Origin of the sequence: Klebsiella sp. CN_Kp100 (genome assembly GCF_040065315.1) — a bacterium.
Lineage (GTDB): Bacteria > Pseudomonadota > Gammaproteobacteria > Enterobacterales > Enterobacteriaceae > Klebsiella > Klebsiella oxytoca.
Genome location: NZ_JBEAIJ010000003.1, coordinates 95,790 through 108,001, shown reverse-complemented (window position 1 = coordinate 108,001; position 12,212 = coordinate 95,790). Strand labels below are relative to the sequence as shown.

Genomic DNA, 12,212 nt, shown 5'->3' with positions numbered 1-12,212 from the left:
CGGGTAAGGCGTTATCCGCAACCCGGGCCTTTCATCAGATGCCAATTAAAAGTGCACGCAGACCGGCTGGTCAACGCGCATGACCGACTCCTGTGCAAAGCGCGATTTATAGGTATTGCGCAGCGCCTCAATCCCCTCTTCGCTCTTCGCATCTTTGCCATGGATCAGCATCAGCGCCTTGCTCTGCTCGCGCGCCACGGTTCCGTCATTGCCGAGCCACTGACCGCGCGCGTCAAAGACCGTCAGGCCATCGCGAAAGCGCGTCGTCACGTCGCGATCAACGAACTGCTGCCACTCCTGGGCGGTAATGTCCTTCCCGGCCGGACGGCTTAAGCCAAAATAAAGCGTGGTTTGCACCATGGCGTTATCCGCCGGGCAGGCATCAGCATCCGCCGCCGGGGCCATCTTCGCGGCGGGCGCTACGCAGCCGCTTAAAATCCCTGCCAGTACTAACGCCATCGCACCCTGTTTGACACTCATTTTGCTACCCTCATTGATATTTATGCTCAGATATCAGCGTATTTTCAATCGATTAGCAAGAGTCACAAACAATAAAGCCCGCATGATGCGGGCTTGATGATGCGACAGAGCATTACTCGGCAGTCGCGCGCACCGGCGGCGCGGAGTGGTAATGGGCGTCCGCTTCGGCAAAGCGTTTTTGCATCTCTGCGGAAGGCGCTTTACCCAGCAGGCTGAAGACCACAATTCCGATGCTACCGAAAATAAAGCCCGGGATAATTTCATACAGGCCCAGCCAGGCGAACTGTTTCCAGACAATCACCGTGACGGCGCCGATGATCATCCCGGCCAGCGCGCCGTTACGCGTCATTCGCGACCACATCACCGAGAACAGCACCACCGGACCAAACGCAGCGCCGAAGCCGGCCCAGGCGTAGCTCACCAGCCCCAGCACACGGTTCTCCGGGTTCGCTGCAAGGGCAATGGAGACCAGCGCCACGGCCAGCACCATAAAGCGGCCAACCCATACCAGCTCCTGCTGACCGGCATTTTTACGCAAAAACGCTTTATACAGATCTTCGGTGATGGCGCTTGAGCAAACCAGCAGCTGGCAGCTCAGGGTCGACATGACCGCCGCCAGGATCGCCGACAGCAGAATCCCGGCAATCCACGGGTTGAACAGAATCTGCGCCAGTTCGATAAAGACGCGTTCAGCGTTCTGATTAACTGCGCCCGCCACGCCCGGGTTGTTGTTGAAGTAAGCGATGCCGAAGAAGCCAACGGCTACGGCCCCCGCCAGGCAGAGGATCATCCAGGTCATGCTGATACGACGGGCGTGTACGATGCTATGGTGCGAGTCCGCCGCCATAAAGCGCGCCAGGATATGCGGCTGGCCAAAATAGCCCAGCCCCCAGCCCATCAGCGAAATAATCGCCACGAAGTTCAGCCCTTTCAGCATATCAACGTTCTCAATGCTCTTTTGCTTGATAACTTCCAGCGATTCGCCAAAGCCGCCGACCGAAATAATCACCATGACCGGCGTCAGGATCAGGGCAAATATCATCAGGCTGGCCTGGACGGTATCGGTCCAGCTCACCGCAAGGAAACCGCCGACGAAGGTATAAATAATGGTTGCCGCCGCGCCGGCCCACAGCGCGGTTTCATAGCTCATGCCAAAGGTGCTTTCAAACAGACGCGCGCCGGCCACAATACCGGATGCGCAATAGATGGTGAAAAATAACAGAATCACCAGCGCCGAGATAATTCGCAGCACCCGGCTTTTATCTTCAAAACGGCCGGTGAAATAATCCGGCAGCGTCAGCGCGTTATTATTCACCTCGGTGTGTACCCGCAAACGCCCCGCCACCAGCTTCCAGTTAATCCATGCGCCTAGCGTCAGGCCAATGGCAATCCAGCTTTCGGAAATCCCGGAGATAAATATTGCGCCGGGCAGCCCCATCAGCAGCCAACCGCTCATATCTGAAGCGCCGGCGGAGAGCGCGGTGACGAATGGGCCAAGGCTGCGGCCGCCGAGAATATAATCATCAAAGTTCTTTGTCGAACGCCAGGCAATAAAACCGATGAGTACCATGCCAAAAATATAAACAATAAAAGTCACCAACATGGGTGTGCTAATAGCCATGTAAAAATCTCCAGAATTTTTTGTCGACAGCGTCCAGATTTGTCGTTTTATCCACTACCGGAACGGGGCAATGGCCTATTGGTTGTATTGGGCGACCGTATCCTGACGGAAGCTTTGTTTTTTCACAAATGATTTAACACAGCATTTACACTAAATGCATCGGGGACCAAACTTCATTTTGTAATAGGTTGCACTCTCTCACGTTTTTATCGGTTGCACCACGTAAAAGTGTTAAGTCACGCAGATAAAACCCCAAATATAAAGGGAATGAATAGCTGCTATTAACGCCATACAATTTAACAATTACGGCAATTTCAGGCCTGCAGCACAATTCTCAATTAACAAGGTTGCACAAAGTTGCAACATGGTAGATATTTCTACGCAACCTCATCACTGCACAGAAGCGAACTTCGCCAAATCAATCACTCGGCGTCCGGGCGGCAAATTTATCAGCATCCGGCGACATCGTTAACCTTGTGGCCGGAGCGTGGTAATGCAGCCAATAAAGAGGCGGGTTGAAGGATAAAGCGAATGACCAATAACAGGAGTTCCTGACATGGGCACCACCACCATGGGTGTAAAACTTGACGACGCGACGCGCGAACGTATTAAATCCGCGGCGAGCCGTATTGACCGTACGCCGCACTGGCTGATTAAGCAGGCCATTTTCAATTATCTGGAAAAGCTGGAAAACGACGAGACGCTGCCTGAGCTACCGGCGTTACTTTCCGGCGCGGCTAACGAAAGCGATGAAACGGGCAGTCCGGGCGATGAGCCCTGGCAGCCGTTCCTCGAATTCGCTGAGCAGATCCTGCCGCAGTCCGTCTCCCGCGCGTCAATTACCGCCGCCTGGCGTTGGGCCGAAACCGACGCCGTGCCGATGCTGCTGGAGCAGGCTCGCCTGCCGCAGAATCTCGGCGAGCAGGCCCACAAGCTGGCATATCAGCTGGCGGAGAAGCTGCGCAACCAGAAAACCGCCAGCGGCCGCGCAGGAATGGTGCAGAGCCTGCTGCAGGAGTTCTCGCTCTCGTCGCAGGAAGGCGTGGCCCTGATGTGCCTGGCGGAGGCGCTGCTGCGCATTCCCGACAAAGCCACCCGCGATGCCCTGATCCGCGACAAAATCAGCAACGGCAACTGGCAATCGCATATCGGCCGCAGCCCCTCGCTGTTCGTCAATGCCGCCACCTGGGGGCTACTGTTTACCGGCAAGCTGGTCTCGACCCATAACGAAACCAGCCTGTCGCGTTCGCTGAACCGTATTATCGGCAAGAGCGGCGAACCGCTGATTCGTAAAGGCGTCGATATGGCGATGCGCCTGATGGGCGAGCAGTTCGTCACCGGCGAAACCATCGCCGAAGCGTTGGCCAATGCCCGCAAGCTGGAAGACAAAGGCTTCCGCTACTCCTACGATATGCTGGGCGAAGCGGCGCTGACCGCTGACGATGCCCAGGCCTATATGGTTTCCTATCAGCAGGCTATTCATGCCATAGGCAAAGCCTCGAACGGCCGGGGGATTTATGAAGGGCCGGGCATTTCGATTAAACTCTCCGCGCTGCATCCGCGCTATAGCCGCGCCCAGTACGATCGCGCGATGGATGAGCTTTACCCGCGCCTGAAATCGCTAACCCTGCTGGCTCGCCAGTACGATATCGGTATCAACATTGACGCCGAAGAGGCCGATCGCCTGGAGATCTCGCTCGATCTGCTGGAAAAACTCTGCTTTGAGCCGGAGCTGGCGGGCTGGAACGGGATTGGCTTTGTGATCCAGGCCTATCAGAAACGCTGCCCGTTCGTCATTGACTACCTGATCGACCTGGCTACCCGCAGCCGTCGCCGCCTGATGATTCGTCTGGTAAAAGGCGCCTACTGGGATAGCGAAATCAAACGCGCGCAGATGGACGGGCTCGAAGGCTATCCGGTCTATACCCGCAAGGTTTATACCGATGTCTCCTATCTGGCCTGCGCGAAAAAGCTGCTGGCGGTGCCGAACCTGATCTATCCGCAGTTCGCAACGCATAACGCCCACACCCTGGCAGCGATTTATCAGCTCGCCGGACAAAACTACTACCCCGGTCAGTATGAGTTCCAGTGCCTGCACGGCATGGGCGAACCGCTGTATGAGCAGGTGACCGGCAAAGTCGCCGATGGCAAACTCAACCGTCCCTGCCGTATTTATGCGCCGGTGGGCACCCACGAAACGCTGCTGGCCTACCTTGTGCGTCGCCTGCTGGAAAACGGCGCTAACACCTCGTTCGTGAACCGCATCGCCGACAGCACCCTGCCGCTGGATGAGCTGGTTGCTGACCCGGTCGCCGCCGTGGAAAAACTGGCCCAGCAGGAAGGTCAGGTTGGCCTGCCGCATCCGAAAATCCCGCTGCCGCGCGATCTCTACGGCAAGGGGCGCAGTAACTCAGCCGGTCTGGATCTGGCCAACGAGCATCGCCTGGCCTCCCTCTCTTCCTCGCTCTTAAACAGCGCGCTGCATAAATGGCAGGCGCTGCCGATGCTGGAACAGCCGGTTGCCGAAGGCGAAATGCAGCCAGTCATCAACCCGGCGGAGCCAAAAGATATCGTCGGCCACGTGCGCGAAGCCAGCGAGGCTGAAGTTCAGCTGGCGCTGACCAGCGCGGTCAACAACGCGCCGATCTGGTTCGCCACCCCGCCGCAGGAGCGCGCGGCGATCCTCGAACGCGCTGCGGTACTGATGGAAGGCCAGATGCCAACGCTGATGGGTATCCTGGTGCGCGAGGCGGGAAAAACCTTCAGCAATGCCATTGCCGAAGTGCGTGAAGCGGTGGATTTCCTGCACTATTACGCAGGCCAGGTGCGCGCGGATTTTGATAACGAAACCCATCGTCCGCTCGGCCCGGTAGTGTGTATCAGCCCGTGGAACTTCCCGCTGGCAATCTTTACCGGCCAAATTGCTGCCGCGCTGGCGGCCGGCAACACCGTTCTGGCGAAACCCGCCGAACAGACGCCGCTGATCGCCGCTCAGGGCGTCGCTATCCTGCTGGAAGCGGGCGTACCGCCGGGGGTTATTCAACTGCTGCCGGGCCGCGGAGAAACCGTCGGTGCGGCGCTGACTTCCGACGAGCGCGTTCGCGGCGTGATGTTCACCGGCTCAACCGAAGTCGCCACGCTACTGCAGCGCAATATCGCCAGCCGCCTGGATGCTCAGGGTCGCCCGACGCCGCTCATCGCTGAAACCGGCGGCATGAACGCGATGATCGTTGACTCTTCCGCCCTGACCGAACAGGTGGTGATCGACGTTCTTGCCTCGGCGTTCGACAGCGCGGGACAGCGCTGCTCTGCGCTGCGCGTGCTCTGCCTGCAGGATGATATCGCCGACCATACGCTGACGATGCTGCGCGGCGCGATGGCCGAGTGCCGGATGGGCAATCCGGGCCGCCTGACTACCGATATCGGGCCGGTTATTGACGCCGAAGCCAAAGAGAACATTGAGCGCCATATTCAGACGCTGCGCGCCAAAGGGCGCAAAGTCTTCCAGGCGGTGCGCGAAACCAGTGAAGATTCGCGCGAGTGGACCAGCGGTACGTTCGTTCCACCGACGCTGATCGAACTCGACAGCTTCGACGAGCTGAAAAAAGAGGTCTTCGGCCCGGTGCTCCACGTGGTGCGCTATAACCGCAACGAGCTGGACGGGCTGGTTGAGCAGATCAACGCCTCGGGTTATGGCCTGACCCTGGGCGTGCATACCCGTATCGACGAAACCATCGCGCAGGTCACCGGCAACGCCAACGTCGGCAACCTGTACGTCAACCGTAATATGGTTGGCGCCGTGGTCGGCGTGCAGCCGTTCGGCGGCGAGGGCCTGTCGGGTACGGGTCCAAAAGCCGGCGGCCCGCTGTATCTGTACCGACTGCTCTCCAGCCGGCCGCAGAACGCAGTCGGGATCACCCTCGCCCGCCAGGATGCGGAGTACCCGCTGGACGCGCAGTTGAAAACGCTGCTGGAGAAACCGCTGCTCGCGTTACAGCAGTGGGCTAAAGACCGCCCGGAACTGCAGGCCCTGTGCCAACAGTTCAGCGAACAGGCGCAGGCCGGTACCCAGCGTCTGCTTCCAGGCCCAACCGGTGAGCGCAACACCCTGACCTTTATGCCGCGCGACCGCGTGCTGTGCGTCGCCGATAACGAGCAGGACGCGCTCACCCAGCTGGCGGGCGTGACCGCCGTGGGGTGCGAAGTGCTGTGGCCTGACGCGCCTCTGCAGCGCGAGCTGGCAAAAAAACTGCCGCGCGAAGTCAGCGAACGGATCCACTTTGCCAAAGCGGAAACCCTGGCGAGCGAGCCTTTCGATGCGGTTATCTACCACGGCGATTCCGATCAGCTGCGTGAGCTGTGTGAACAGGTAGCGGCGCGCGATGGCGCGATTGTTTCGGTGCAGGGCTTCGCCCGCGGCGAGAGCAATCTGCTGCTGGAGCGGCTCTATATTGAACGTTCGCTCAGCGTCAATACCGCCGCAGCCGGCGGCAACGCCAGCCTGATGACGATTGGCTAAGCCGTTTCCCGGCGGCGATGCTGCGCATCTGTCCGGGCTACCGGATCGCAGACGGCTGTAGGCCTGTCGCCCGGGCAAGGCGCTCCGCGCCGCCCCCGGGAAAGCAGACGGCACAACGTCAGCTAATGACACCAGACGCAGGCTGTGGTTAATTAAGGCTCCCGGACGGGAGCTTTTTTTATGGGAGTTGACCAATGAAACGCACTTTACTCGCTTTTGCCGCGCTGCTGGCAAGCACCCATGCGCTGGCGGACGAATGTAGCAACGCCAGCAATCAAACGGAAATGAACCAGTGCACCGCCGAGCAGTACCAGGCTGACGACAAAAAATTAAATGAAACGTATCAGGAAGCGCTGAAGCGCACCTCTGAAAAACAGCAGGAACTGCTGAAAAAAGCGCAGCTGACGTGGATTGCCCTGCGCGACGCCGACTGTCAATTCCTCGCCTCCGGCGCAGAAGGCGGCAGCGTACAGCCGATGCTGATCAACCAGTGCATGTCCGATAAAACCGTCGAGCGCGAGTCGTATCTCGCTTCGCTGCTGCAGTGCGAGGATGGCGATCAGAGCTGCCCGCTGCCGCCCGCCAATTAACGCACCCGAATCCCTTCGATAATCATCCGCTGGACGTTATCGACGGTTTGCTGAAAAAACGCCTCATCGCGCAGCGTCGCGCCGGTTACCGCCTCAACCTGAGTGGCGAAATCGGCGTAATGCTGCGTAGTCGCCCAGATCATAAAGATCAGATGCTGCGGGTCGACGGGCGCCAGCCTGCCGCTCTCAACCCAGCCGGAAATAATCGCCGACTTCTCATCTACCAACGCTTTCAGATCGCCGGTCAGCTCGCCCATCAGCAGCGGCGCACCTTGCAGCATCTCCAGACAAAACAGCTTTGACGCCTGCGGGTGATCGCGGGAAACCTCCAGCTTAAGGCGAATATATTCGCCGATGGCCACCAGCGGACTGATGTCTTCACGAAACGCCTTGAGCGGCGCCAGCCAGATAGCCAGGATCTGCTGCAGCACCGCGATATACAGCGCTTCTTTCGAGGGGTAGTAATAGAGCAAATTGGTTTTCGACACCCCGGCCAGCTCGGCAACCTGCTCAAGCCGCGTGCCGTGAATGCCATACTGCGAGAACGCGTCCAGCGCGGCGGCCAGAATAGCCTCTTTTTTTGCGCTCACCGCCTGTGAACGTTTGCCGATCTTTTTCACGCCGCCCTGTGCCATGCATTATCTCCTTCTTTTCCCGCCATCAGCATAGCAAAAGCCCAGCGCCGGCACGACTCTGTGCACCCCGATTGCGCACGACTGCGGCTTTTTCGTGCACCGATTTTGACCATTCAGTCCACTTTTATTGCCGCCATTTTCAGCAACCATAACGCAACACATTAATAACATTAGCCTTTGTAAAACTGGCATCGCCTTTGCTTTATCTTTCAGGCGAGGTGATTGAGGGAGATGCAGGATGCAGCGCCGCGCCTTCTTGTTCAACGACATGCAGAGAGGTAGGTATGAAAATTGGTGTCTTCGTTCCGATTGGTAATAACGGCTGGCTGATTTCCACCCATGCTCCCCAGTACATGCCGACGTTTGAGCTCAATAAGTCTATCGTGCAAAAAGCCGAACATTACGGCTTCGATTTCGCGCTATCGATGATCAAACTGCGCGGCTTCGGCGGCAAAACCGAATTCTGGGATCATAATCTGGAGTCTTTCACCCTGATGGCCGGACTGGCCGCCGTGACTTCACGCATCCAGATCTACGCCACCGCCGCCACCCTGACCTTACCCCCGGCGATTGTCGCCCGCATGGCCTCAACCATTGACTCTATCTCCGGCGGCCGCTTTGGCGTCAATCTGGTCACCGGCTGGCAAAAGCCGGAGTACGAGCAGATGGGCATCTGGCCGGGCGATGACTATTTTGCCAGCCGCTATGACTACCTCACCGAATATGTCCAGGTCCTGCGCGACCTGTGGGGAACCGGGCGCAGCGACTTCAAAGGCGACTACTTCACCATGAATGACTGCCGGGTCAGCCCGCAGCCGTCGCAGCCGATGAAGGTCATCTGCGCCGGGCAAAGCGATGCCGGTATGGCGTTCTCCGCCCAACACGCTGACTATAACTTCTGCTTCGGTAAAGGCGTGAACACCCCTGCCGCCTTTGCCCCCACCGCCGCCCGGATGATGCAGGCGGCGGAAAAAACCGGCCGCGACGTCGGCTCCTACGTCCTGTTTATGGTGATTGCCGACGAAACCGACGAGGCAGCCCGGGCCAAATGGGAGCATTACAAAGCCGGCGCGGATGACGAGGCGCTGGCGTGGCTGACCGAACAGAGCCAGAAAGACACCCGTTCCGGCAGCGACACCAACGTGCGCCAGATGGCCGATCCCACCTCGGCGGTCAATATCAACATGGGCACTCTTGTGGGCTCCTACGCCAATGTCGCCCGTATGCTCGACGAGGTGGCGGCGGTTCCCGGCACCGACGGCGTGCTGCTGACGTTTGATGATTTCCTTATCGGTATCGAAGCCTTTGGACAGCGCATTCAGCCGCTGATGCGCTGCCGCGACCATATTGCCACCATGACTCAAGAGGTTGCCTGATGATTACCCTGCCCGCTCGCCCGGAATCCCTGACCTTCGCGCCGCTACAAAGCGCGCTGATCGTCGTCGATATGCAGAACGCCTACGCCAGCCAGGGCGGCTATCTCGACCTCGCCGGCTTTGATGTTTCCACCACCCGACCGGTTATCGACAATATCAACCTCGCCGTGGCCGCCGCGCGCGCCGCCGGGATGCTGGTTATCTGGTTTCAGAACGGCTGGGATGACCAGTACGTGGAGGCCGGCGGCCCCGGTTCGCCCAATTTTCATAAATCCAACGCGCTGAAAACCATGCGCCAGAACCCGGAGCTGCAGGGCAAGCTGCTGGCGAAAGGCGGCTGGGACTATCAGCTGGTCGATCAGCTTAAGCCGCAGCCCGGCGATATCGTGCTGCCGAAACCGCGCTACAGCGGCTTCTTTAATACCGCGCTCGACAGCATCCTGCGCAGCCGCGGCATCCGCCATCTGGTGTTTACCGGAATCGCCACCAACGTCTGCGTGGAATCAACCCTGCGCGACGGCTTTTTCCTCGAATATTTCGGCATCGTGCTGGAGGACGCTACGCACCAGGCCGGTCCGGCGTTTGCCCAGCAGGCGGCGCTGTTTAATATCGAAACCTTCTTTGGCTGGGTCAGCGATGTCGCCAGCTTCTGTAATGCCCTTGAGCCCGCCGCGCCGCACGCATTTACCGAGGAGAAACGTTATGCCTAAACAGGTGATTATTCCGCCAGGCACCACCGCGCCTATCGCACCGTTTGTTCCCGGCACGCTGGCCGACGGCGTGGTTTACGTCTCCGGCACCCTGCCGTTCGATAAGCAAAATAACGTGGTTTACATCGGCGACCCAAAGGCGCAAACCCGCCACGTGCTGGAAACCATCAGGAGCGTTATCGAGACGGCGGGGGGCAGTATGGCGGATGTGACCTTCAGCAGCATCTTTATCACCGACTGGAAAAACTACGCCGCGATTAACGAAGTCTACGCGGAGTTCTTCCCCGGCGACAAACCGGCGCGTTTCTGCATTCAGTGCGGGCTGGTGAAGCCCGAAGCGCTGGTGGAGATCGCCACCGTCGCCCATATCGGGAAACCGACATGATGAAGCTGAATATCTCCCCGGCGCCTTATCCCGGCGCGCCGGTGGTGGTTCTGAGCGCCGGGCTCGGCGGCGCGGGCGGCTACTGGCTGCCGCAGCGTTCGGCGCTGGAAGCGCACTACCATCTGGTGAGCTATGACCACAACGGCACCGGCGAAAACGGCGGCCCGTTGCCCGCCAGCTATAGCATGGCGCAGATGGCGCAGGAACTCTACGCGGCGCTGCTGGAGGCGGGTATTGGGCGCTTTGCGCTGATCGGCCACGCCCTGGGGGCGCTGATTGGCATGCAACTCGCGCTGGACCATCCCGAAGCGATAAGCGCCCTGGTACTGGTGAACGGCTGGCTGACGCTCTCCCCGCATACCCGCCGCTGCTTCCTGGTGCGCGAGCGCCTGCTGCACGCGGGTGGCGCGCAGGCGTGGGTAGAAGCGCAGCCGCTGTTCCTCTATCCGGCGGAGTGGATGGCTTCTCGCCTGCCGCGTCTGGAGGCCGAAGACGCGCTCGCCATCAGCCATTTCCAGGGCAAAGAGAATCTGCTGAAAAGGCTGAATGCTCTCAAGCAGGCCGACTTTTCGCGCCGGGCGGCAGCCATCGTCTGCCCGACGCTGGTTATCAGCGCCGCTGACGATCTGCTGGTCCCGGCCTCCTGCTCCCGCCTGCTACAGGCGGCAATCCCCGACAGCCAACTGGTGGAAATGGCCTGGGGCGGCCACGCCTGCAACGTCACCGATAGCGCCACCTTTAACCCTATTTTATACGACGGGCTGGCCGCGATGCTGCCCGTACCCCAGGAGAACCTATGAGCGAAGCTATTAGCCCGGCAGCCTGCGCCGCGCTGTTCACCGAGGCCCGAACCCACAACGGCTGGCTGGATAAGCCGGTCAGCGACGCGCAGCTGCGCGAACTCTACGACTTGCTGAAAATGGGGCCGACCTCCGCCAACTGCTCCCCGGCGCGCTTCGTTTTCGTCCGCACCCCGGAAGGTAAAGAGAAGCTGCGCCCGGCCCTGTCGAGCGGCAACATCGCGAAGACCCTGCAGGCGCCGGTCACCGCTATTGTCGCCTGGGACCGCGCGTTCTATGACCGGCTGCCGGAGCTGTTCCCCCACGGCGACGCCCGCAGCTGGTTTACCTCCAGTTCGCAAATGGCGGAGGAGACCGCCTTTCGCAACAGCTCATTGCAGGCGGCATACCTGATTTTCGCCTGCCGCGCGCTGGGCCTGGATACCGGCCCGATGTCGGGTTTTGACCGCGAAAAAGTCGATGCGGCGTTTTTTGCCGACGGCGCCTGGAAAAGCAACCTGCTGATTAATATCGGCTACGGCGAACCCGGTAAACTGTACGCGCGCCTGCCGCGTCTGCCCTTTGATGATGCCTGCCAGCTGGTATAAGGAGCCCGCATGTCTCTTACCGATAAACAAAGCTTTCGCGACGCCATGGCCCACGTCGGGGCGGCGGTGAACATTATCACCACCGATGGTCCCGCAGGCCGCGCAGGATTTACCGCCAGCGCGGTTTGCAGCGTCACCGACGCGCCGCCCACGCTGCTGGTCTGCCTGAATCGTTCAGCCTCGGTATGGCCGATCTTCAGCCAGCATCAGGCGCTGTGCGTTAATACCCTGGCGGCCGGTCAGGAAGGACTCTCGAACCTTTTCGGCGGTAAAACGCCGATGGCGGAGCGCTTCGCCGCCGCCGACTGGCAAACCGGCGCGACCGGCTGCCCGCGTCTGGAGGCAGCGCTGGTCAGCTTCGACTGCCGCATCAGCCAGATCGTCAGCGTCGGGACGCACGACATTCTGTTTTGCGAAGTGGCGGCGATTGTTCGCCATCCGGAACCGCGTGGACTGATGTGGTTCGATCGCGGCTACCACACGCTGATGCGTCCAGCCTGTTAACCCTA

The 12,212-nt window shown here is 59.7% G+C and carries 11 protein-coding genes; 8 read left to right on the top strand and 3 right to left on the bottom strand.

The annotated features are described in order from the left end of the window. Positions 1-45: 45 nt before the first annotated feature. Together ABLV12_RS03545 and putP are read right to left on the bottom strand one after the other, a co-directional pair. Positions 46-480 (bottom strand): DUF3574 domain-containing protein, encoded by a 435-nt coding sequence (locus ABLV12_RS03545; protein WP_004112099.1) that lies wholly within the window; start codon positions 478-480, stop codon positions 46-48. Positions 481-592: 112 nt separating this feature from the next. Then, positions 593-2,101 (bottom strand): sodium/proline symporter PutP, encoded by a 1,509-nt coding sequence (gene putP, locus ABLV12_RS03540; RefSeq protein WP_004100988.1) that lies wholly within the window; start codon positions 2,099-2,101, stop codon positions 593-595. A 556-nt stretch (positions 2,102-2,657) separates the two neighbouring features. Here putP and putA point away from each other — a divergent pair. Both putA and ABLV12_RS03530 read left to right on the top strand, forming a co-directional pair. Further along, a complete protein-coding gene (gene putA / locus ABLV12_RS03535; protein ID WP_004112096.1) occupies positions 2,658-6,620 on the top strand; it encodes a trifunctional transcriptional regulator/proline dehydrogenase/L-glutamate gamma-semialdehyde dehydrogenase in 3,963 nt (1,320 codons plus the stop codon). 194 nt (positions 6,621-6,814) lie between these two features. Further along, complete coding sequence (locus tag ABLV12_RS03530) at positions 6,815-7,210, top strand: lysozyme inhibitor LprI family protein (RefSeq protein WP_348866778.1); 396 nt, start codon at positions 6,815-6,817, stop codon at positions 7,208-7,210. Here the strand turns inward: ABLV12_RS03530 and rutR are convergent. Continuing rightward, the gene (gene rutR, locus ABLV12_RS03525; RefSeq protein ID WP_004100981.1) at positions 7,207-7,845 is read right to left on the bottom strand and encodes an HTH-type transcriptional regulator RutR; all 639 of its coding nucleotides are present in this window, start codon (positions 7,843-7,845) and stop codon (positions 7,207-7,209) included. The two genes, ABLV12_RS03530 and rutR, sit on opposite strands and share 4 nt — an antisense overlap. A gap of 284 nt (positions 7,846-8,129) precedes the next feature. On the opposite strand from rutR, the gene rutA reads away from it, so the two are divergent. From rutA to rutF, 6 genes are read left to right on the top strand one after another with little or no spacing between them, the layout of a single operon-like run. After that, positions 8,130-9,221: a pyrimidine utilization protein A gene (gene rutA, locus ABLV12_RS03520; RefSeq protein ID WP_064396782.1), complete on the top strand. Its 1,092-nt coding sequence runs from the start codon at positions 8,130-8,132 to the stop codon at positions 9,219-9,221. Further along, on the top strand, positions 9,221-9,931 hold the full coding sequence (gene rutB, locus ABLV12_RS03515; protein ID WP_004100975.1) for a pyrimidine utilization protein B: 711 nt from the start codon (positions 9,221-9,223) through the stop codon (positions 9,929-9,931). Before rutA ends, rutB begins: the two co-directional genes overlap by 1 nt. Beyond that, positions 9,924-10,316 carry a pyrimidine utilization protein C gene (gene rutC / locus ABLV12_RS03510; protein WP_348866777.1) on the top strand — a complete coding sequence of 131 codons (393 nt, stop codon included), beginning with the start codon at positions 9,924-9,926 and terminating at the stop codon, positions 10,314-10,316. The genes rutB and rutC overlap by 8 nt, the downstream gene beginning before the upstream one ends. After that, the gene (gene rutD / locus ABLV12_RS03505) at positions 10,313-11,116 is read left to right on the top strand and encodes a pyrimidine utilization protein D (RefSeq protein WP_064396779.1); all 804 of its coding nucleotides are present in this window, start codon (positions 10,313-10,315) and stop codon (positions 11,114-11,116) included. Before rutC ends, rutD begins: the two co-directional genes overlap by 4 nt. Further along, on the top strand, positions 11,113-11,703 hold the full coding sequence (locus ABLV12_RS03500) for a malonic semialdehyde reductase (protein ID WP_064396776.1): 591 nt from the start codon (positions 11,113-11,115) through the stop codon (positions 11,701-11,703). Before rutD ends, ABLV12_RS03500 begins: the two co-directional genes overlap by 4 nt. 9 nt (positions 11,704-11,712) lie before the next feature. After that, a complete protein-coding gene (gene rutF / locus ABLV12_RS03495; RefSeq protein WP_064373038.1) occupies positions 11,713-12,207 on the top strand; it encodes an NADH-dependent FMN reductase RutF in 495 nt (164 codons plus the stop codon). The last annotated feature ends 5 nt before the right edge of the window (positions 12,208-12,212 follow it).

Coding starts and splice junctions, on each gene's coding strand:
- rutR (WP_004100981.1), bottom strand. CDS start 7,845: ATGGCACAGGGCGGCGTGAAAAAGATCGGCAAACGTTCACAGGCGGTG.
- rutD (WP_064396779.1), top strand. CDS start 10,313: ATGATGAAGCTGAATATCTCCCCGGCGCCTTATCCCGGCGCGCCGGTG.
- ABLV12_RS03545 (WP_004112099.1), bottom strand. CDS start 480: ATGAGTGTCAAACAGGGTGCGATGGCGTTAGTACTGGCAGGGATTTTA.
- rutF (WP_064373038.1), top strand. CDS start 11,713: ATGTCTCTTACCGATAAACAAAGCTTTCGCGACGCCATGGCCCACGTC.
- rutC (WP_348866777.1), top strand. CDS start 9,924: ATGCCTAAACAGGTGATTATTCCGCCAGGCACCACCGCGCCTATCGCA.
- ABLV12_RS03500 (WP_064396776.1), top strand. CDS start 11,113: ATGAGCGAAGCTATTAGCCCGGCAGCCTGCGCCGCGCTGTTCACCGAG.
- ABLV12_RS03530 (WP_348866778.1), top strand. CDS start 6,815: ATGAAACGCACTTTACTCGCTTTTGCCGCGCTGCTGGCAAGCACCCAT.
- putA (WP_004112096.1), top strand. CDS start 2,658: ATGGGCACCACCACCATGGGTGTAAAACTTGACGACGCGACGCGCGAA.
- rutB (WP_004100975.1), top strand. CDS start 9,221: ATGATTACCCTGCCCGCTCGCCCGGAATCCCTGACCTTCGCGCCGCTA.
- rutA (WP_064396782.1), top strand. CDS start 8,130: ATGAAAATTGGTGTCTTCGTTCCGATTGGTAATAACGGCTGGCTGATT.
- putP (WP_004100988.1), bottom strand. CDS start 2,101: ATGGCTATTAGCACACCCATGTTGGTGACTTTTATTGTTTATATTTTT.